This is a genomic window from Angustibacter speluncae, from assembly GCF_054777815.1.
Window position 1 is genome coordinate 1 of the sequence record NZ_BAAHAF010000172.1, and the last position, 20,212, is coordinate 20,212.

Here is a 20,212-nt window from a genome sequence, read left to right on the forward strand (position 1 = left end):
GCGGCGCCGCGCAGCGTCCCGCCGGGGCCCGCGCCGCGACCGTGACCCCGGGCGCCGCCCGGTCGGGGGGCCGGGGCGGGGGGAAGGGCAGGGGGAAGGGCCGCCGCCGCTGGCTGCCGTCGTGGAAGCTCGTGCTCGGCACCGTCCTGGCCGTCGCCGCGATCGGCCTGATCGGCTTCTACGTGGCCTACCGGATGATCGACATCCCCAAGCCGAACGACTTCGCCGAGGCGCAGACCTCGGTCGTGTACTTCGGCGACGGCACCACCGAGCTCGGCCGGTTCTCGGCGGTCGACCGGACGCTGGTCGGGGGCGAGCAGATCCCGCAGCACGTCAAGGACGCGATCGTCGCCGCCGAGGACCGCAGCTTCTACGAGAACCGCGGCGTCTCGCCGATCGGCCTCGCCCGCGCGGTGTGGGGACAGGTCACCGGCGACTACGCCGGCGGCGGCTCGACGATCAGCCAGCAGTACGTGAAGAACTACTACCTCACCGATGAGCAGACCTACGTCCGCAAGGCGAAGGAAGCCATCATCTCGATCAAGATCAACCAGCGTGAGGACAAGGACGAGATCCTCACCGACTACCTGAACACCATCTACTTCGGCCGCGGCGCGTACGGCATCCAGGCGGCCTCGAAGGCGTTCTTCGGCAAGGACGTGTCGCAGCTGACGCCCGAGGAGGCGGCGCTGCTCGCCGGCATCGTCCCGAGCCCGTCGCGGTGGGACCCGGCGACCAACCCGGAGAAGGCGCAGGACCGGTTCGACTACGTCCTCGACGGCATGGTGACGATGGGCACCCTCCCGTCCGCCCAGCGCGAGGCGATGGTGGTGCCGGCGACGGTGCCCGTGCAGGAGAGCCAGCAGGTCTACAAGGGCCCGAACGGCTACCTGCTGAGCATGGTGCGGGCCGAGCTGCTGTCGAACAGCGCGCTGACCGAGGCCGAGCTCGACCAGGCCGGGCTGCGCATCACCACCACGATCGACCCGCGGCTGCAGGCGCTCGCGGTCGACGTGATGACCAACAACCCGGACGTGTTCCCGATCGCCGACCGGCCGGCCACGCTGCAGTCGTCGCTGGTGACGATCGAACCCGGGTCCGGACGCATCAAGGCGCTCTACGGCGGCGCCGACTACCTGGCCCGGCAGCAGAACTCGGCCACCCAGGACGTCGCCCAGGCCGGCTCGACCTTCAAGCCGTTCACCCTCGTCGCCGCGCTCGAGAACGGCATCTCGCTGAAGAGCACGTGGGACGGCCGCAACAACCGCGAGTTCGAGGGCTACGACCGGCCGGTGCGCAACTTCGGCGGGTCCAGCTTCGGACGCATCACCCTGGAGCGGGCCACCGCGAACTCGGTCAACACCGTCTACGTCGACGTCAACTCCGAGATCGGGCCCGACAAGACCCGCGACGTCGCGGTGCGCGCCGGTCTGCCCGAGGACACCGCCGGGCTGAACGACTTCGTCTCGAACGTGCTCGGCACGTCGTCGCCGCACCCGCTCGACATGGCCACCGCCTACTCGACCTTCGCCGCGCAGGGCGTGCGCAACACCCCGCACATCGTCGAGTCGGTCACCCGCGCCGGCTCCGACGAGGTCGTCTACGCCGGCCCCACCGAGGGCAACCGGGTCTTCGCCGAGGACGTCATGGCCGACACGACCGCGGCGCTCGAGGGGGTCGTCCAGAACGGCTCCGGCGAGTACGCGAGCCGGCTCGGGCGGCCGGCGGCCGGCAAGACGGGCACCTCGAGCGACAACCAGTCCGCCTGGTTCGTCGGCTACACCCCGCAGCTCGCGACGGCGGTCGCGCTGTTCAACGTCAACCCGGACGGCACGCCGTCGTCGATCCCCGGGTTCGGCGGGCGCAGCGAGATCACCGGCGGGTCGTTCCCGGTCCGGATCTGGACGACGTACATGGAGGGCGCGCACGACGGCCTCGACGAGGTCGACTTCCCCGAGCGCGCGAACGTCGGGCGCCAGCCGACCACGTCCGCGCCGCCCGCGACGACGACCACCGCCCCGCCCACGACGACCACCGAGCCGCCGCCGACCACGACCGAGCCGCCGCCCACGACGACCGAGCCGCCGCCCACGCTGCCGGAGCCGACGGTCACGCTCCCGACCCTGCCCCCCTCGACCCCGCCGGGTGACGGCGGCGGCGGGGGAGGCGGCGGAGGCGGCGGTGGCGGCGGGGGCGACGGCGGTGGCGGCGTCGACGGTTAGCGCGCCGGCCGTGGTTGGCTACCGCCCGTGACCACGCAGCGGTCGGACGGGAGCCCCGCGGCCCCGTCCCGGGAGGACCCGCTCGTCGGGTTCCTCAGCGAGTCCTCGGGCGGCGTCCTGGGTCGCCACGCCGGCGGCCGCTCGCGGTCCCGCGCGCCGTGGGGCGCCGCCGGGGCGCTCGGCGTCCTGCCGCTGCTCGCCGTCGGCACCCTCGCCGTCGCCGTCCTGCTGCGCCAGCACTGCCGCACGACGCTGTGGGCCTCGCCCGACCAGTTCACGCACGCCTGCTACAGCGACGTGCCCGCCCTGTACGTCTCCTCGGGACTGGACGCCGGCACCCTGCCGTACCTGGAGTCCGCGGCCGGCGGGCAGCACCTGGCCCAGCCGGTCGGCACCGGCTTCGTGCTCTGGCTGCTGTCGGTCGTGGCGCCCGAGGGCCCCGCCGAGGTGCGCTGGGCGTTCGACCTGGCCGCCGTGCTGGTCGCCGTCGCCCTCGTCGCGCTGGTGCTGGCCGTCGCGGCGCTCGCCCGGCGCCGGCCCTGGGACGCCGCGCTGGTGGCGCTGTCGCCGGCCGTCGCGGCGACCGCCCTGGTCTCGCTCGACCTGCTCTTCGTCGCCCTCGCCGTGCTGGGGGTCCTCGCGTTCTCGCGCGGGCGGCCGGTCGCCGCGGGCGTCCTGCTCGGGCTGGCGGCGAGCGGCCGGCCGATCGCCGTGCTCGTGCTCGTCGCGCTGTGGCTGCTCGCCGTCCGCACCGGCCGGTGGCTCGCGGTCGGGTCGGTCTCGGGCGCCGCCGCGCTCACCTGGGCCGTGGTGAACGTCCCCGTGCTCGTGCTGGCCGCCGACGGCTGGCGCGCCTACTGGCAGGCGCAGTGGGCCGCGCCCGCGGGGTACGGCTCGCTCTGGCTGCTGCCGCGGCTGGTCTCGGACGAGGTCGGCTCCGGCTCGCTGCCGCCGCTGCCCACCTGGGTCTCGTTCGTGGGCCTCGGCCTGGTCGTCGTCGCCGGCGTCGTCTGGGCGCTGCTGCCCCGCGACCTGCGCGAGGACCTGCGGCCCGGCGGGCCGTGGGTCGTGGTGCCCCTCGCGGTGGCGCTTGTCGTCGTGCCCCCGCTGCTGGTGCGGTTCGGCTCGGGGGTGCTCGGCCGCGCCGCCGGCCTGCGGATGGAGGGCTCGGTGCGCTGGTGGGCGCTGGCGGCCACCCTCGCCGTGCTCGTCGCCGTCGCGCTGTTCGTGCTGTCGGCCCCCCGGCGCCCGCGGCTGCCGGTCGTGGTGCTGCTGCTCGTGCTCGGCGTGCTGGCCGTGGCACCCACCGTGCCGGTGCAGGCCGGGCTGTGGGTGCTGCCGTTCGCCGCGCTCGCGGTGCCGCGCTGGCGCGACCTGCTGGTGTGGGGGGCGGTCGAGGCCGCGTACGCCACCGGCACCTGGCTGTACCTCTACGGCCTGTCGGTCGAGAACCGCGGCCTGCCGCCGTGGGCGTACGCCCTGCTGGTCGTGCTCCGCTTCGCCGCCTGCGGCTGGCTCGCGTACCGCGCGGTCTCGCTGTCGCGGCGACCGCAGGAGGACGTCGTCCGCTCGGGGCCCGGGCACGACGACGACCCGGGCGCCGGCGACCTCGAGGACGCCCCCGACGCGCTGGTCGTGACCTTCGCCGGGGACCGGTAGACTGGCTCCTCGGGCACCCCCGCGGGTGCCCGCTCCGCCGTCCGGACCGTCCCCACCCGGGGCCGGTGCGGACCCGGAGCGACGCACGACCCTCCTGCCACGGAGAGACCGTGGCCGCCCAGTCCAGAGGAGGTGGGTTTCCGCATGCGTCACTACGAGATGATGATCATCCTCGACCCCGAGCTCGAGGAGCGCACCGTCGCCCCGTCGCTCGACAAGTTCCTCGACGTCGTCCGCAAGGGCGGTGGCTCCGTCGACAACGTCGACATCTGGGGCAAGCGCCGGCTGGCCTACGACATCGCGAAGAAGTCCGAGGGCATCTACGCGGTCGTCGACATGCAGGCCACGCCCGACGTCGCCAAGGAGCTGGACCGCCAGCTCAACCTGAACGAGTCCGTCCTGCGCACCAAGGTCCTCCGTCCCGAGGCCCGCTGAGATGGCCGGCGACACCGTCATCACCGTCATCGGCAACCTCACCGCCGACCCGGAGCTGCGGTTCACCCCGTCCGGTGCCGCGGTCGCCAACTTCACCGTCGCGTCCACGCCGCGCACCTTCGACCGGCAGACGAACGAGTGGAAGGACGGCGAGGCGCTCTTCCTGCGCTGCGCCATCTGGCGCGAGGCGGCCGAGAACGTCGCCGAGTCCCTCACCCGGGGTGCTCGCGTGATCGTGTCCGGCCGGCTGAAGCAGCGCTCCTTCGAGACGAAGGAGGGCGAGAAGCGCACCGTCGTCGAGCTCGACGTCGACGAGATCGGCCCGTCCCTGCGCTACGCCACCGCGAAGGTCACCAAGGCCTCCCGCGGCGGGGGTGCCGGTGGCGGCGGCTGGTCCGGCGGCGGCCAGCAGGGCGGCGGCGGCGGCGGCCAGCAGGGCGGCGGCGGCTGGGGCCAGCAGGGCGGCGGCCAGGGCGGTCAGCAGAACGACCCCTGGGCCACCGGCCCCTCCGGCGGCGGCGGCTTCGGCGGCAACCGCGACGACGAGCCCCCGTTCTGACGGCTCGCACCAACTGACAGACGATCCACCCCATCCCGGGTCCTCGGCAGGACCCGGGCTCCCCAAGGAGGAGCACCACGATGGCCAAGCCGGCACTCCGGAAGCCCAAGAAGAAGCAGAACCCGCTCAAGGCGGCCAAGATCGACTACATCGACTACAAGGACACCGCGCTGCTGCGCAAGTTCGTGTCCGACCGGGGCAAGATCCGCGCCCGGCGCGTGACCGGTGTGTCGGTGCAGCAGCAGCGTCAGCTCGCCAAGGCGATCAAGAACGCCCGCGAGATGGCCCTGCTGCCCTACTCGAGCTCGGCTCGCTGAGGAAGGGGACCGACATGAAGCTCATCCTCACCCAGGAGGTCACCGGCCTCGGTACGCCCGGTGACGTCGTCGAGGTCAAGGACGGCTACGGCCGCAACTACCTCGTGCCCCGCGGTCTGGCCACGGCCTGGACCAAGGGCGGCCAGAAGCAGGTCGACTCGATCCGCGCCGCGCGCAGCAAGCGCGAGATCGCGGACGTCGAGACCGCGAAGTCGGTGAAGGCCTCCCTCGAGGCCAAGCCGGTGCGGCTCAAGGTCAACGCCGGCGCCACCGGCCGCCTGTTCGGTGCCGTCACCACCGGTGACGTCGCCGACGCCGTCAAGGCGACCACCGGCACCGCGGTCGACCGCCGCAAGGTCGAGATCGGCAACCCGATCAAGGCCGTCGGCCAGTACAAGGTCTCGGTGCGCCTGCACCCCGAGGTCGCCGCGGCCGTGACGATCGAGGTCGTCCCCGCCTGACCCGCAGCACCCCGTCGAGGGCCCCCACCGTCCGCGGTGGGGGCCTTCGCACATGTCCCGGCGTTCGTCCACCACGTTCAGTTGGCGATCGCACCCTGAACGTGGCGTGCGGGCCTCGCGAAGTGGGCGCTCGCCTCGCGAAGTCGGCGCAACGGGACCAGGGTCAGAGCAGCGCGCGCAGCTCGGCGACCGGGACGGACCGCGCCTCGCGACCGTCCGCCAGCGCCCGCGCCGCGAGCGCCTGCACGGCCGCGTTCACGGGCGTCGGGACGCCGAGCAGGCGTCCCTGCAGCACGACCTCGCCGTTGAGCCAGTCGGTCTCGACCGAGCCGGTGCCGCGCGCCAGGCTCTGGTAGGTCGACCCGCCGCCGCGGGTGAAGCCCGGCACGTCCCGCAGCTGCATCCGGTCGCCGCGCACGGCCTCCTCGTCGGCCTCGGACGTCACGGCCAGCCCGGCGGACGCGAACACCGCCCGCGCCTCGTCCTGGGCCGCGGCGAGCAGCGGGCGCCAGGCGTCGTCGCGCTCGAGGAAGGCGTCGAAGGCGTTGCCGAGGTTGCTCAGCAGCTTGGCCCGCTTCCAGGCCATCACGTCGTCGGGACGCGGCGCGAGGAACCGCGCGGCCTCCAGGTCGGCGGCCACCGCGTCCAGCAGCGCCTCGAAGCCCTCGTCCCGGCCGGACGGGTACGCGCCGAGGTGCAGCATCCCGGTGAGCGGCGCGCACGAGGCGAGCACCGTCCCGGGCTCGGGCAGCTCGGCGGGCAGCCACACGCACACGCCCGCCACGCGGGCGAACCAGCGCAGCGCGGCGGCCTCGTTGCCGACGCCGTTCTGCGCGCACAGCACCGGCAGCACCTCGCCGGCGGTGCGGCCGGCGCCGGGCCCGGTGACGACCTCGGCCGCCGACCAGGTGCCGAGCGCCTCGGCGGTGTGCTGGCCCTTGGTCGCCAGGACGAGCACGTCGTCGCCGTCGAGCTCGACCTCGTGCGGGCCGGCGACGGCGCGCACGTCGAGCCGCTCGTCGAGGTCGGGGGTGACGAAGCGCAGCCCGGTGCGGTGGATCGCGGCGAGGTGGTGGCCGCGTCCGACGAGCACGACGTCGCGCCCGGCGAGGTGCAGCCGCGCCCCGATCGTCCCGCCGACGGCCCCTGCCCCGATCACCACGTAGCGCATCGCCCCATCCTCGGGGACGACCCGCGTCGGCGCTCAGCGGGTGGCGCCGGTGACCGCCCACCGCCCGGAGCGCTCGCGCAGCCACAGGGTGGCCGTGCGCGCGCCCATCCAGCCGACCGTGAACGCGACCCACAGCCAGACGAGCCCGGCCGTGCCGCCGGGGCCGAACCGGAGCACCACCCCGACCAGCGGCAGGAACACCAGGGTCGTGACGACGGACGCGGCGCCGAGGTAGCGCCCGTCGCCCGCGCCGATGAGCACGCCGTCGAGGACGAAGACGTACCCGCTGATCGGCTGGGTGAGCGCCACCGGGACGAGCGCGGCGGCGATGACGGCCTGCACGGCGGCGTCCGGGGTGAACAGGTGGCCGAGCACGGGCGCGCCGGCGAGCATGAGCACGCCGACGAGCACGCCGAAGCCGAGCCCCCACCGCACCATCCGGCGGGTCGCCGAGCGCGCCCCCTCGACGTCACCGGCGCCGAGGAAGCGCCCGGTGAGCGCCTGGCCGGCGATCGCGAGCGCGTCGAGCACGAACGAGGTGAAGATCCACAGCGTGTAGACGACCTGGTGCCCTGCCAGCTGCACGTCGCCCTGGGTGGCGGCGGCCGCGGCGAGCACGAGCAGCACCGTGCGCATCGCCACCGACCGCACGACCAGCGGCACGCCGGCGCGGGCCGCGGCGACGATGCCGGCCCGGTCGGGACGCAGCGGCGCCCCCTCGCGCCGGGCGCCGCGCACGACGACGCGGGCGAGCGCGACCGCCATGCCCGCCTGGGCCAGGGACGTGCCGAGGCCCGACCCCGCGATGCCCATGTCGAGCGGGTAGACCAGGAGCCAGTTCAGCGCGACGTTCGCGACCGCCCCGGCGACCATGACGACCAGCGGGGTCCGGGTGTCCTGCAGGCCCCGCAGCACGCCGGTGGCGGCGAGCACGACGAGCATCGCGGGGATGCCGGGCAGCGACCAGCGCAGGTAGGTGACGGCGTACGGCGCGACCGCGTCGGAGGCCCCCAGCGCGGTGACGAGCCAGGGTGCCGCGAGCGCGGTGGCGCCCCACAGCAGCAGGCCGAGCAGCAGCGCCAGCCAGGTGCCGTCGACGCCGAGCGCGAGGGCGCCGCGCAGGTCGTCGGCGCCGAGCCGGCGGGCGACCCCGGCGGTCGTGCCGTAGGCGAGGAACACGCAGAGCCCGACGACCGTCGAGAGCACGGCCGCGGCGATGCCCAGGCCGGCGAGGGGCAGCGTGCCGAGGTGCCCGACGATCGCGGAGTCCGCGAGCAGGAAGGCCGGCTCGGCCACCAGCGCCGCGAAGGCGGGCACGGCGAGGCCCAGGATCTGGCGGTCCTGCTCCTTCAGCCGCGGCACGCCGCCATCCTGCCCCCGGGCACCGACGCCGCCGTTCACGTGGTCGTCATGCGGGACGGGCACACTGCCGCCCGTGACCACCACCGACACCGCTGCCGGCCCGCGCTGGGACCTCGTCACCACCGAGCGCCGTGCGCTCGCCGACCTGCTCGAGCCGCTCGACGCGCACGCGTGGGCGTCCCCGAGCCTGTGCGGCGGATGGACCGTGCGCGAGGTGGTGGCCCACCTGCTCGCGGGCCCGACGACGCCCGTCCGGGACGTCGTGCGCGCCGTGCTGCGCCACCGCGGCCGGGTCGACGCGGCGATGGACGCGATGGCCCGCGAGGCGGCGGCCACCACCTCGCCCGAGCGGCTCGTCGCGCTGCTGCGCGAGCACGCCGGCAGCCGGTTCTCGCCGCCCCTGCTGGACTGGCGCGCGCCGCTGACCGACCTGCTGGTGCACCGCGAGGACGTGGCCGTCCCGCTGGGGCTGGCGCAGGACCGCCCGGTCGGGTCCTGGCGGCTCGTGCTGGACTTCCTCGCCACCCGGACGGCCCGCGGCGTCTTCGTCCCGGGACGGCTGCCGGCGGTCCGCCTGGTCGCGCCGGACGCCGGCTGGGAGCACGGCGAGGGCGCCGAGGTGCGTGGCCCGGCGACGGCGCTCGGCCTGGCGCTCACCGGCCGCCCGGCGCTGCTCGACCGGCTGTCCGGTCCCGGCCTGGACGCCCTCGCCGCGCACGCCACGCGCACCCGCTGAGACACGCCGGTCCACGCCTCGGACCGCGCGGACCTTTTCGGCGTCCACACCCTCCACAGGCCGCTGACCTGCGACGACGCACTCGTCGAGCGCCGAAGTCACAGCCGCGCGGCGTGGCACGCACAGGGTTGTCCACAGTTGTGCACACTCGTGGTGCGGGCCGTCAACAGGGTGTGCGCGACCCCTGGGGACGACGCGCTCGACGGGATTCGACGGGCTCGCCCCGGCGCCCCTACGGTGCACGACGGACCTCCGGGGGAGCCGCGCTGTCGGTGCCGGGGCGTACACCTGTTCGACATGACGAAGGGGGAGGCCGCGGTGTCGCTGACGGAGACCGGGACGTTCGACCCCGTCCCCCAGCAGGGTGGTCCGTACGGGGGCCCGAGCGAGGACTTCGGGCGCACGCCGCCGCAGGACGTCGCGGCCGAGCAGTCCGTCCTCGGCGGCATGATGCTGAGCAAGGACGCCATCGCCGACGTCATCGAGCAGGTCCGCGGGGTCGACTTCTACCGTCCCGCGCACGAGATGGTGTTCGAGGCGATCCTCGACCTGTACGGCCGGGGCGAGCCGGCCGACGCCGTCACCGTGGCCGCCGAGCTGGGCAAGCGCGGCGAGCTCGGCCGGGTCGGCGGCGCGGCGTACCTGCACACGCTCATCTCCTCGGTGCCCACCGCGGCCAACGCCGGCTACTACGCCGAGATCGTCCGCGAGCGCGCGATCCTGCGCCGCCTGGTCGACGCCGGCACCAAGATCGTCCAGCTCGGGTACGCCGCCGGCGGCGGCGACGCCGACGACCTGGTGAACCAGGCGCAGGCCGAGGTGTACGCGGTCACCGAGCGGCGCTCGAGCGAGGACTACGTGCCGCTCGCGGAGACCATCGAGGCCACGATCAACGAGATCGAGATCTCCGAGGGCCGCGGCGACGAGATGATCGGCGTGCCCACCGGGTTCACCGACCTCGACACCCTCACCAACGGCCTGCACCCGGGCCAGATGATCGTGATGGCCGCCAGGCCGGCCATGGGAAAAAGTACAGCCGCACTCGACATCGCCCGCTCCTGCTCGATCAAGCACGGCCGGGCGTCGGTGATCTTCTCGCTCGAGATGAGCCGCACCGAGATCACCATGCGCCTGCTGTCGGCCGAGGCGTCGGTCAACCTCCAGCACATGCGCAAGGGCACGATGCGCGAGGAGGACTGGACCAAGCTCGCCCGCACCATGGGCCGGGTCAGCGAGGCGCCGCTGTTCATCGACGACAGCCCGAACATGTCGCTGATGGAGATCCGCGCCAAGTGCCGCCGGCTCAAGCAGCGCCACGACCTCAAGCTCGTGATCATCGACTACCTGCAGCTGATGACGTCCGGCAAGCGGGTCGAGAGCCGCCAGCAGGAGGTCTCGGAGTTCTCCCGCGCGCTCAAGCTGCTCGCCAAGGAGATCGAGGTGCCGGTCATCGCGGTGTCGCAGCTGAACCGTGGTCCGGAGACCCGCACCGACAAGAAGCCCGCGATGAGCGACCTGCGCGAGTCCGGCTCGATCGAGCAGGACGCCGACATGGTGATCCTCCTGCACCGCGAGGACGCCTACGACAAGGAGTCGCCGCGCGCGGGCGAGGCCGACTTCATCGTCGCCAAGCACCGCAACGGCCCGACCGCGAACATCACGGTCGCCTTCCAGGGCCACTTCTCCCGGTTCGCCGACATGGCGCACGACGGCGGGATGTAGCCCCGGCCGTCAGTGGCAGCGCGTCCCCTCACCGGGCGCGACCCGTCCCGCGCCCGGACGCGTCCACTGGGCGACCGGGCGACCGTCCCGGCGCCACCAGCCGCTCGGGCCGTCGGGCTGCGGCCAGCCCTCGGGGACGTCCTGCCAGGTCTCCTTGCGGCCGTGCACGGTCAGGTCCAGCAGGGCGAGGCTCGTCATGCTCGCCTCGACGCCGCGGCCGACCGTCTCGCCGGTGAGGAACACGCGGTCGACGACGCGCAGGTAGGCCGAGAACATGCCGCGGGTGTCGAGCAGGCCGCCGCCGACGACCGGGTCCGCCGTCCCGCGGCCGGAGTACCAGGGCACGGTGTAGCCCATGAAGTCGACGAACGGCGCGACCTCGTCCCACCGCCCCTCGCACACCACGGCGAACGCGACGCCGCGGGCGTGCAGGTACGACGCGTCGTGCACGTGCCAGATGCTGAGGGTGCAGCCCTCGCACTGGTCCTCGATCGGCTGCCCGTCGTGCCACATGTGCCGGTAGACCAGCAGCTGGTCGTGCTCGCCGAACAGGTCGGCGAACGGCACGGGGCCGTCCGGCCCGGTGACGAGCGAGGTGGCGTCGACCTCGGTCATCGGCAGGCGGCGCCGCGCGGCGGCGATGGCGTCGCCCTCGCGGGTGTGCGCCTTCTCGCGCACCAGCAGCTCGCGGCGCGCGGCGAGCCAGGCCTCGCGGTCGACGACCGGCGGGACGGCGGTCACCGCGGGAGCCTGTCCGCGACGCGGTAGAACGCGCACTGCATCGCGATGTCGCCACCGGCGACCCCGACCGGCCTGTCGCCGGCCACCGCGCGCGCCTGGCGGATCGCGCTCTCGACGCCGTCGGTGACGAAGGTGAACGGGCCGGGGTCGTCCTTCCACTCGTCCGGCACCTCGTGCGTGACCACGAAGCTGGGGATGCCCATCGGGTCGTCACCGCCCCACGCCTGCGCGTCGTCGAAGGTGCGGCGTCCGGTGACGTTCGCGCCGAGCTCGAAGGCGTCGCGGACGACCGGCGCGCTCGCCTCGTGCACCTCCTCGGTGCCGTGGACGGGACGGGCGACGAAACCGTCGAGCGACATGGACATCTCGATGACGACGCGAGGGCCTGGGCCTGCGCTGCGGGTGGTCATGGAGGGTGGACCGCCGCCGGACCGGGAAGTCAGCGGTGCGGCAGCGACCCGGAGGTCGAGAATGGGGCTCGTGGACGCTCCCGACCCGACCTGGCGGCCCCTGACCCGCGACGACGTGGTGGCGCTCGCCGCGCTGCGCAACCTCGCCGAGGACGTCGACGGCACCCACCAGCCGATGGACGCCGACCAGCTCGCCGAGGTCCTCGACCAGCCGCGGTTCGACCCCGCCCGCGACACCGTCTCGGCCTGGGACGGCGACCGGCTGGTGGCGTCCGGGATCGTCGGGGTGCGCGACGAGCTGGTCGACGGGCGCGCGCTGGTCGGGCTCGACGGCGTGGTGCACCCCGACCACCGCGGCCGAGGGCTCGGCGTCGCGCTGCTGCGCGCCCAGGAGCGGCTCGGGGCCGACCTGGCCGCCCGGCGGTTCCCCGGCGAGCCGGTGCGGCTGCGCACCTCGGGCGGGCTGCCGGGCTCGGCGGCGCAGCGGCTGCTCGAGCAGGAGGGCTACGTGCCGGGCAACCGGTTCGTCACGATGGCCGTCGACCTGGCCGGCTGGGACGACCCCGGGCTGCCGTCGTCGGCCGTGGCGCCCGACCCCGAGGCGCTCGTCGCCACCCGGGACGCCCACAACGACGCGTTCCGCGACCACCGCAACCACAGCGATGTCCCGGCGGACGACTGGGCGCACTGGACGGGCTCGCGCGCTGCCCGCCAGGACCGCAGCGCGGTCCTCGTCGAGGACGGCCGGGTGCTGTCGTACGCGCTCGCGGGCGAGTTCGAGCCGGGCGTGCTGCACGTGACGATGGTCGGCACCCGGCGGGAGGCGCGCGGTCGCGGCCTCGGCCGGCAGGTCCTGCTGCAGCACCTGCGCGCCGCGCGGACGGGCGGGTACGCGGTGTCCGAGCTCGAGGTCGACGACGACAGCCTCACGGGCGCGAACCGGCTCTACGAGTTGGTCGGGTACCGCGCGCTGCGCACCATCTCGCGGTACGTCAAGGACGTCGCCGACGCCGGGTGACGGCGACGACCCCCAGCGCGAGCAGGACGCCGCCCGCGTAGGCCACCAGGTCCCACGCGTCGAAGCCGCTGCCGAGCACGAACCGGGCGAGGGGGACGCGGTCCGCCGCCAGGCGCGGGACGTCCGTGAGCTGCAGCAGCTCGACGGCCAGGCACCAGGTGCCGGCGACGCCGGCGAGCACGGCCAGCGGCGCGCGTGGCGCGAGGAACCAGACGCCGAGGGTGACAAGTGCGGCGTAGAGCAGGTCGCCGGGCTTGTCGGCGACCGGGAGGTCCGACGCCGCCACCGCGAGCCCGGCGACGAGCGTCACGACGCACGCGAGCGCGGGGACGACGCGGTCGCGCACCCGCTCAGGCAGGGAGCACCCCCGCCGCGCGGGCCTCGCGCAGCCAGTCGGGGAACTCGCCGAGCAGCCGCCGGTAGAGCTCGGCGTCGTCGACCTGCTCGATGTCGTCGACGGCGAAGAACCCGACGTTGTCGACCACGCGCCCGTCGAGCTCGTCGAGCCGCTCCAGCACGCCGTACTTCGCCTTGCCCAGCCCGACGAACTGCCAGAACGCCGGCAGCCCGGACGCTTCGCGCACCAGGGCGGCGATCTCGCCGCGCTTGCTGAACCCGCCGTCGGTGAAGAACAGGACGAGCGTGGGCGTCCGGTCGCCGGGGCGCAGGTCGTCGAGCACCGCTCGCATGATGGGGATCTCGTCGTTGCCGTGGCCGATCGCGTTGTAGTCGACGCCGCCGACGATCCCCTTCAGGTGCAGGTGCGTCTCGGCCCAGGTGTCGAGGTCCTCGACCCGCAGGTCGGGCAGCCGCAGGTACGAGCGGGCGTAGAGGTAGGCCTCGAGCGAGCCGTCGTCGTCGAGCTGGACGGCGACCGGCACCATCCGGTCGACCACCCGGTGGATCACCTTGTGCCTGTACAGCTCCTGCATCGACCCGGTCTTGTCGACCACGAGCACCACCCGGGCGCGCTGGCCGTCGGCGCCCTTGGACAGCAGCACCTTCTGGACCTCGCGCTTGCGCAGGTCGAGCTGCTCGCGCTTGGCGAGCGAGACCTTCTCCTCGCCCGGGACGGTGCGGACGCCGCCGGCCGGCACCGTCGCGACCGGCTCCGCCGCGGCCGCGGGCGCGTCGTCGGAGGCCACCTCGACGCCGAAGTGCTGGACGAGCCCGGCCAGCCCGGTGTCCCACCCGGCGGCGACGTTGCGCAGCTTCCAACCGTCCCCGCGCCGGTAGAGCTCGACGAGCAGCGCCGCCCGCTCGACCCCGAGGCCGGACGCCGGCGCCGTGACCGACGTCCCGGCGCCGGTGACGGTGACGCCGAGCCCGGGCACCCGGCCGAGCGCTCCCGTCACGCCGTCGTCGAGCGCGACCGCGACGGCCAGGGTCACGACGTCGGCGGGGACGCGGGTCAGGTCGGCGCGCACGGCCGCACCGCCGACCAGCTCGACCGCACCCTCGGGCGAGCGCGGCTGGTTGAAGAACACCAGGTCGTCCTCGCGCCGCACCCGACCGTCCGCGCCCAGCTGCAGCACCAGCAGGTCGACGGCGCCCGGCTGAGCTCCCGCCACCGCGACGTCGACGGTGCCTCCGTCGAGCCCGGTGTTGGCCCCCTTCACCAGCTCGCTCACACCGCCGGACGCTACCGGTCCGGACGGCCCGCTCAGGGTGCGGGCACGTACTCCTGCACCACGCGGGTGCTGGTCACGGTGCCGTCGCGGGCCACCTTGGACGCGGTGACCTCGGTGGGCGCGACGCCCTCCTCGACCCAGCGCTGGATCGCGGTCAGCCAGTCGACGGTGTCCTCACCGGGTCCGCCCGAGCAGTGGTAGACGCCCGGCAGCAGGAACAGCCGCAGGAAGTCCTGGGTCTGCTCGCGCCCGCCGGAGGCCGCCATCGCGTCGCGGACGTACTCGACCGTGCCACCCGCGGTGATGAGCGGGTCGGCCCAGCCGTGGTAGACGAGCAGCTTGCCGCCGGCGGCGTCCAGGTCGGCGAGGTCGGGGTCGTCGGCGTTGTAGATCCGCGCCTTGGCCTCGAGCTTGCGGGCGTCCCTCGTCGGGTCGAAGTCGAACAGGCTGTACTCCGGGCCCGGGTCGGACGGGAAGGCGAGGTACCGCAGCACCTCCTGCGCGTAGTTGCCGCCGCCGGACAGCGCCGCGTCGGTGCCGATCGAGGCGCCGGGCCAGCCGGCCTCGGAGCCGCGCGGCATGCCCGCCGGGTAGAGCTGGCGCCCGCGGGCGTCGACGGGCGGCGCGTAGAACGCGCGGGCGACGGCGACCTGCTCGGCGGTGAGGCAGTCGGCGGCGTCGTCGCCGGCGCACTGCACCACCGACGGGTCGACGGTGCAGGCGTCCGGGTTCCCGACCACGCCGTCGGTGCGGCCGTCGGTGGCGTCGCAGGCCGCGAGCACGGCGGCGGCCAGCACCCGGGCCTTGGCCTGGGTCAGGATCACCGTGCCGTCGGCGCGCCGGTTCACGGTCTCGAGGTGGCCCTGGGACAGCGGCGCCAGCTGGTTCTGGTAGACCGCCGGCGCGCCGGCCACGATGCCGTCGAAGTCGTCGGGGTAGCGCTGCGCCTCGACGAGCGCCTGCCGCCCGCCGGTGCTGCAGCCCTGGAAGTACGAGTACTCCGGTGCCGCGCCGTAGAAGGTCTCGGTCAGCGCCTTGCCGGCCTGCGCCATGAAGTGCGGTGAGCGGTAGCCGAAGTCGAGCTCGGCCCTGCGGTTCTGGTACGCCCAGGTGCCGATGCCGCTGCTGCCGGCGTGGCCGGTGTCCTCGGCGGCGACGGCGAAGCCGCGACCGAGGGCCTGGCCGCACGACGCGATCGGCACGGCGCCGCAGAAGCCGCCGCACCCGGTCTGGAAGTACCGGCCGTTCCACGTCCCCAGGGGGAGTCGCATCGTGAACCGGATCTCGCCGATCGTGCCCTGCAGCTCGCAGTAGCCGTCGGCGCCGGCCGTCGTGGGCACGGTGACGGCCGAGCGGACGCGGGCCGTGCGCACGGTGTCGTCCGCGGTGACCTCGACCTTCTGGCCGAGCATCTCGCCGCACGACAGCGCCGGGGCGGCGGCCGCGGTGGCGGCCGCAGTGGTCGACTGCGCCGGCACGGCACCGCCGGCGACGAGCACCGCGCTCGCGAGCAGCGACAGCAGGGTCAGGTGGGGTCGACGCATCGCAGCTCCCGGAGGTCCGCTCGCCGGACCGTCCCGGGCGAGAGGAGGCCAGTCGAGCGCTCCGGCGGCCGTCCGTCAAGAGGGTGGACGACATTGGCGGGCAACGGGTTTCACGTCGTTCCGCCCAGCGGTCCGGACGGTGCCGGTGTTCCGCCGGCGGGAACGACCCGCGTCCGCTTGGGTGCCTGTCCGTTTCCCCACTTCAGTGGTCGCGCTGGCGTGTCACACGTGGTGCGACGCCACTTCGGTGTCACATCCGGCACTGAACTGACGAAACGAGCAGCCGGGGGACAAGACGAGCCGGGGGACGGGGGTCAGCGGCGGCGGCCGGCCCAGGTCCACGCGTAGGCGTCGTCCTCGGCGGCGGCGCCGGCCTCGCCGAGCTCGAGCGGGCGGAAGGTGTCGACCATGACGGCGAGCTCGTCGAACGCCTCGGCGCCGAGGCTCGCCTCGATCGCGGCCGGCTGCGGGCCGTGCGCGTACCCGCCCGGGTGCACCGAGATCGACCCGATGTCGATCCCCGACCCCTTGCGCGCCTCGTAGTCGCCGCCGACGTAGAACATGACCTCGTCGCTGTCGACGTTCGAGTGGTAGTACGGCACCGGCACGGCGAGCTCGTGGTAGTCGACCTTGCGCGGCACGAAGTTGCAGATCACGAAGTTCCAGCCCTCGAAGACCTGGTGCACGGGCGGCGGCTGGTGCACCTTGCCCGTGATCGGCATGTAGTCCTCGATGTTGAACGTGTACGGGTACAGGCACCCGTCCCAGCCGACGACGTCGAACGGGTGCGTCGCGTACGTCATCCGGGTGCCGACCACCCCGCCCGGGACGTTGCCGCGGTGCTTCACCAGGACGTCGACGTCCTCGCCGTCGACGGTGAACGGCTCTGTGGGGCCGTGCAGGTCGCGCTCGCAGTACGGCGCGTGCTCGAGCAGCTGGCCGTAGCGCGACAGGTACCGCTTCGGCGGGGCGATGTGGCTGCTGGCCTCGATCGGGTAGAGCCGGCTCGGGCCGTCCGTGGTGTCCGGGACCCAGCGGTGGGTCGTCGCGCGCGGGATGAGCACGTAGTCGCCGGTGCGGTAGGGCAGGACGCCGAACACGGTCTCGACGGTGCCCGCGCCCTGCTCGACGTACACGCACTCGTCGCCGACGGCGTTGCGGTAGTAGGGGCTGACCTTCCCGGCCCAGACGTAGGACAGCCGCACGTCGCCGTTGCCGAGCACGAGCCGACGTCCGGTGACGGCGTCGACGTCGGCGGCGGCGTCCGCGTCGAACAGCGTGTGCAGCTTCAGGTGCCGCGCCTTGAGCGGGTGGTTGGCGGAGGTCGTCTGGTCGCCGAGGTCCCACACCTCGCTCGCGACCAGGGCCGACGGGACGCCGGAGTGGTAGAGCAGGGAGGAGTCGGACGAGAAGCCCTCCTCACCCATCAGCTCCTCGTACCGCAGCCGGCCCTCGGCGTCGCGGTGCTGGGTGTGCCGCTGCCGGGGGACCGAGCCCACCTGCCGGTAGTACGCCATCGTCGACCGCCTCCTCCGCGGTGCGTCCGGTAATCGGACGCGCCTGTTCTCTTTCAGGAGACTGTTCGCTACCGTGCCGAGCGTGTCAATCCCCGCGCCGCTGCGCGCCCTGGTCGACGACGCCGCGGTCTTCCCGCCCGGCAGCGCCTCGCTCGACGACGCGCTGCGCGCGCACGACGGCTACCGCCGCTCGGGCTTCGCCGACCTGGTCGGTCCGCTGGTGCTCGGCGCCGACCTGCTGCCGGCGCTGGTCGAGCGGGTCGAGGCGCAGCGGCCCACCGCGCCGCTGCGGATCGCCGTGGTCACGGCGGCCGACGCGGTCGAGGACGCCGTGCGGCAGGTCGCCGGCCCCGCCGGTGTCGCGGTGGCCGCGCTGGAGGTGCGGCTCGATCCGTCCGCACCCGGCGACGCGCAGGTGGCGCAGCTGGCCGTCGACCGGCGCGACCTCGTCGACGACGGCTCCCTCGACGCCGGTGCAGCGGTCGTCGTCGAGGTCCCGCGCCCGCCGGCCGGAAGCGACCCGGCCTGGGACGACCTGCTCGACGCCGTGCGCGACAACGGGTTCCGGCTGAAGTTCCGCACCGGCGGCGTGACTGCCGACGCGTTCCCGTCCGAGGACGAGGTCACCCGCTGGGTCCTCGCCGCCCGCGACCTCGGCGTGCCCTTCAAGTGCACCGCCGGTCTGCACGACGCCGCGCGGCACACGGTGCACGGCACCGGGTTCGAGCACCACGGCTACCTGAACGTCCTGCTGGCCGCGACCCTTGCGGCCGCGGGCGGCGACGCCGACGCGGTGCGCGCCGCGGTCGCCGAGCGCGACCCGCACGTCCTCGCCGCGCAGGTGCGCGACGCGGGGGAGCCGGCGCTGCTCGCCGGGCGCGACCTGTTCACCTCCTACGGCTCGTGCAGCGTGCTCGAGCCCCTGCAGCACCTCGTTGACCTCGGCCTGGTCGACGCCGCCACCACAGGCACCGAGCCCGTCGAGGAGCCCCGCGCATGACCGCGTCCACCCCGTCCCGTCCGACCTGGGTGCCCGGTGCCGCCGGCTCGCTGCACGACGTCGACAACCTGCCGTACGGCGTCGCGGTGCCGCCCGGTGGCGACGCCCGCGTCGTCGTCCGGATCGGCGACCACGCGCTCGACCTCGCGGCGCTCGCGCGGACCGACAGGCCCACGGACGCACCGCTGTTCGCGACCGGTTCGCTCAACCACCTGATGGCGGCGGGTCCGTCGACCTGGGCCGCCGCGCGCGCCTGGGTGACCGACCTGCTGACGGACCCGGCGCGCGAGGCCGAGGTCGCCCCGCACCTGCTGCCGCTCGACGGGCTCGAGCTCCGCCTGCCGTGGGAGGTCGCCGACTACGTCGACTACTACGCGTCCGAGCACCACGCGACGAACGTGGGCCGGATGTTCCGCCCCGACGGCGACGCGCTGCTGCCGAACTGGAAGCACCTGCCGGTGGCCTACCACGGTCGCGCGGGCTCGGTCGTGGTGTCGGGCACCGGCATCCACCGTCCGTGCGGGCAGCGCAAGCCGCCGCAGGCCGACGTCCCCGACCAGGGTCCGTCGCGCCGGCTCGACATCGAGGCCGAGCTCGGGTTCGTCGTCGGGCGTGGCGTCCCGCTCGGCGAGCGGGCAGGCACGGACTCGTTCCGCGACACCGTGTTCGGCGTCACCGGCGTCAACGACTGGTCCGCGCGCGACCTGCAGGCCTGGGAGTACGTGCCGCTCGGCCCGAACCTGGCGAAGTCCTTCGCCACCAGCGTCTCCGCGTGGGTCACGCCGCTCGTCGCGCTCGACGCCGCCCGCGTCCCGCTGCCCGAGCAGGACCCCGCCGTGCTGCCCTACCTGCGGGAGACCGACCGCAGCGGCTACGACATCGCGATCGAGGTCGAGCTCTGCGGCGAGGTCGTCGCCCATCCGCCGTACGCGTCGATGTACTGGAGCCCGGCCCAGATGCTCGCGCACCTGACCGTGAACGGCGCCAGCCTGCGGGTCGGCGACCTGTTCGCGTCCGGCACCGTGTCGGGGCCGCAGCGCGGCCAGCGCGGTTCGTTCCTCGAGCTGTCGTGGGGCGGGCAGGAGCCGTTCACCGCCGGCGGCCGCGAGCGCACCTTCCTCGAGGACGGCGACGAGGTCGTCCTGCGGTACACCGCGCCCGGCACCCTCGGCGGCCGGATCGCGCTCGGCGAGGTGCGCGGCACGATCCTGCCCGCGCGTCCGCTGGACGGCTGACGTGGCCGAGCCCGCCGCCGGCCCGGAGGGCTCGCAGACCCTCGAGCGGGGGCTGGCGGTGCTGCTCGCCCTCGGCGCCGCCGACCACGGGCTGACCGCCAGCGAGGTGGCGGGCGCCTGCGGGCTGCACCGCTCGATCGCCTACCGGCTGCTCGTCTCGCTGGTGCGCACCGGCTTCGCGGTCCGCGACGACGCCGGGCGCTACCGACCGGGGCCGGCGGCCACCTCGCTCGCCGACCGGGTGCGCCCACGGGTGCGCGCCGTCGCCGAGCCCGTCCTGCACCGGCTCGCGGCCCGGCTCGACGCCACCGCCAGCCTGGTCGAGGTGGTCGGCGACGCCGCGGTCGCGACGGTCGTCGCCGAGCCCCCCACGGACGGGCCGCGCTTCTCGTACCGCCTCGGGGCCCGCGACCCGCTCGACCCCGGCGCCGTGGACGGCGACCGTGGTCGCGGCCTCGGCCGCCACCGGGCC

20 protein-coding genes are annotated in these 20,212 nt (G+C 74.5%); 12 read left to right on the top strand and 8 right to left on the bottom strand.

What is annotated here, in order from left to right; translation table 11 throughout:
- The 6 genes from ACYVKY_RS19470 to rplI form a co-directional block, all read left to right on the top strand.
- Positions 1 to 2,222 (top strand): transglycosylase domain-containing protein (locus ACYVKY_RS19470; RefSeq protein WP_460436641.1); only part of this gene is annotated, 2,222 nt, incomplete at its 5' end.
- A 27-nt stretch (positions 2,223 to 2,249) separates the two neighbouring features.
- The gene (locus tag ACYVKY_RS19475) at positions 2,250 to 3,881 is read left to right on the top strand and encodes a hypothetical protein (RefSeq protein ID WP_460436642.1); all 1,632 of its coding nucleotides are present in this window, start codon (positions 2,250 to 2,252) and stop codon (positions 3,879 to 3,881) included.
- Between the two features lie 144 nt (positions 3,882 to 4,025).
- Positions 4,026 to 4,316, top strand: coding sequence for a 30S ribosomal protein S6 (gene rpsF, locus ACYVKY_RS19480; protein ID WP_460436643.1), 291 nt, complete (start codon positions 4,026 to 4,028; stop codon positions 4,314 to 4,316).
- Position 4,317: 1 nt separating this feature from the next.
- Complete coding sequence (locus ACYVKY_RS19485; protein WP_460436644.1) at positions 4,318 to 4,875, top strand: single-stranded DNA-binding protein; 558 nt, start codon at positions 4,318 to 4,320, stop codon at positions 4,873 to 4,875.
- A gap of 80 nt (positions 4,876 to 4,955) precedes the next feature.
- Entirely contained in the window at positions 4,956 to 5,192 is a 237-nt protein-coding gene (gene rpsR, locus ACYVKY_RS19490) for a small ribosomal subunit protein bS18 (RefSeq protein WP_460436645.1), read from the top strand.
- Between the two features lie 14 nt (positions 5,193 to 5,206).
- Entirely contained in the window at positions 5,207 to 5,653 is a 447-nt protein-coding gene (rplI, locus tag ACYVKY_RS19495; RefSeq protein ID WP_460436646.1) for a bL9 family ribosomal protein, read from the top strand.
- Between the two features lie 163 nt (positions 5,654 to 5,816).
- Here the strand turns inward: rplI and ACYVKY_RS19500 are convergent, their stop codons facing one another.
- Both ACYVKY_RS19500 and ACYVKY_RS19505 read right to left on the bottom strand, forming a co-directional pair.
- Positions 5,817 to 6,824, bottom strand: a complete 1,008-nt coding sequence (locus ACYVKY_RS19500) for a ketopantoate reductase family protein (RefSeq protein ID WP_460436647.1) — start codon at positions 6,822 to 6,824, stop codon at positions 5,817 to 5,819.
- 33 nt (positions 6,825 to 6,857) lie between these two features.
- A complete protein-coding gene (locus ACYVKY_RS19505) occupies positions 6,858 to 8,186 on the bottom strand; it encodes an MATE family efflux transporter (protein ID WP_460436648.1) in 1,329 nt (442 codons plus the stop codon).
- A gap of 73 nt (positions 8,187 to 8,259) precedes the next feature.
- Between ACYVKY_RS19505 and ACYVKY_RS19510 the strand changes: the two genes are divergently transcribed.
- Together ACYVKY_RS19510 and dnaB are read left to right on the top strand one after the other, a co-directional pair.
- Positions 8,260 to 8,922 (top strand): maleylpyruvate isomerase family mycothiol-dependent enzyme, encoded by a 663-nt coding sequence (locus ACYVKY_RS19510; protein ID WP_460436649.1) that lies wholly within the window; start codon positions 8,260 to 8,262, stop codon positions 8,920 to 8,922.
- Positions 8,923 to 9,219: 297 nt separating this feature from the next.
- Positions 9,220 to 10,644 (top strand): replicative DNA helicase, encoded by a 1,425-nt coding sequence (dnaB, locus tag ACYVKY_RS19515; RefSeq protein ID WP_460436650.1) that lies wholly within the window; start codon positions 9,220 to 9,222, stop codon positions 10,642 to 10,644.
- Positions 10,645 to 10,653: 9 nt separating this feature from the next.
- Here dnaB and ACYVKY_RS19520 read toward each other — a convergent pair whose 3' ends face one another.
- Together ACYVKY_RS19520 and ACYVKY_RS19525 are read right to left on the bottom strand one after the other, a co-directional pair.
- Positions 10,654 to 11,385 (bottom strand): thioredoxin domain-containing protein, encoded by a 732-nt coding sequence (locus tag ACYVKY_RS19520; RefSeq protein WP_460436651.1) that lies wholly within the window; start codon positions 11,383 to 11,385, stop codon positions 10,654 to 10,656.
- A complete protein-coding gene (locus tag ACYVKY_RS19525) occupies positions 11,382 to 11,744 on the bottom strand; it encodes a dihydrofolate reductase family protein (protein WP_460436652.1) in 363 nt (120 codons plus the stop codon). The genes ACYVKY_RS19520 and ACYVKY_RS19525 overlap by 4 nt, the downstream gene beginning before the upstream one ends.
- A 121-nt stretch (positions 11,745 to 11,865) precedes the next feature.
- Between ACYVKY_RS19525 and ACYVKY_RS19530 the strand changes: the two genes are divergently transcribed.
- Positions 11,866 to 12,813 carry a GNAT family N-acetyltransferase gene (locus ACYVKY_RS19530; RefSeq protein WP_460436653.1) on the top strand — a complete coding sequence of 316 codons (948 nt, stop codon included), beginning with the start codon at positions 11,866 to 11,868 and terminating at the stop codon, positions 12,811 to 12,813.
- On the opposite strand, the gene ACYVKY_RS19535 is transcribed toward ACYVKY_RS19530, so the two are convergent.
- The 4 genes from ACYVKY_RS19535 to ACYVKY_RS19550 form a co-directional block, all read right to left on the bottom strand.
- Complete coding sequence (locus ACYVKY_RS19535) at positions 12,788 to 13,159, bottom strand: ribosomal maturation YjgA family protein (protein ID WP_460436654.1); 372 nt, start codon at positions 13,157 to 13,159, stop codon at positions 12,788 to 12,790. The genes ACYVKY_RS19530 and ACYVKY_RS19535 overlap by 26 nt on opposite strands.
- A gap of 4 nt (positions 13,160 to 13,163) precedes the next feature.
- Positions 13,164 to 14,444: a vWA domain-containing protein gene (locus tag ACYVKY_RS19540; RefSeq protein WP_460436655.1), complete on the bottom strand. Its 1,281-nt coding sequence runs from the start codon at positions 14,442 to 14,444 to the stop codon at positions 13,164 to 13,166.
- Positions 14,445 to 14,476: 32 nt separating this feature from the next.
- Positions 14,477 to 15,988, bottom strand: coding sequence for an alpha/beta hydrolase family protein (locus tag ACYVKY_RS19545; RefSeq protein ID WP_460436656.1), 1,512 nt, complete (start codon positions 15,986 to 15,988; stop codon positions 14,477 to 14,479).
- Positions 15,989 to 16,302: 314 nt separating this feature from the next.
- Positions 16,303 to 17,505, bottom strand: a complete 1,203-nt coding sequence (locus ACYVKY_RS19550) for a homogentisate 1,2-dioxygenase (RefSeq protein ID WP_460436657.1) — start codon at positions 17,503 to 17,505, stop codon at positions 16,303 to 16,305.
- 82 nt (positions 17,506 to 17,587) lie between these two features.
- Between ACYVKY_RS19550 and ACYVKY_RS19555 the strand changes: the two genes are divergently transcribed.
- From ACYVKY_RS19555 to ACYVKY_RS19565, 3 genes are all read left to right on the top strand, one after another.
- Entirely contained in the window at positions 17,588 to 18,505 is a 918-nt protein-coding gene (locus ACYVKY_RS19555; RefSeq protein WP_460436658.1) for a hypothetical protein, read from the top strand.
- Positions 18,502 to 19,740: a fumarylacetoacetase gene (gene fahA, locus ACYVKY_RS19560; RefSeq protein ID WP_460436659.1), complete on the top strand. Its 1,239-nt coding sequence runs from the start codon at positions 18,502 to 18,504 to the stop codon at positions 19,738 to 19,740. The genes ACYVKY_RS19555 and fahA overlap by 4 nt, the downstream gene beginning before the upstream one ends.
- 1 nt (position 19,741) lies before the next feature.
- Positions 19,742 to 20,212 (top strand): helix-turn-helix domain-containing protein (locus tag ACYVKY_RS19565; RefSeq protein WP_460436660.1); only part of this gene is annotated, 471 nt, incomplete at its 3' end.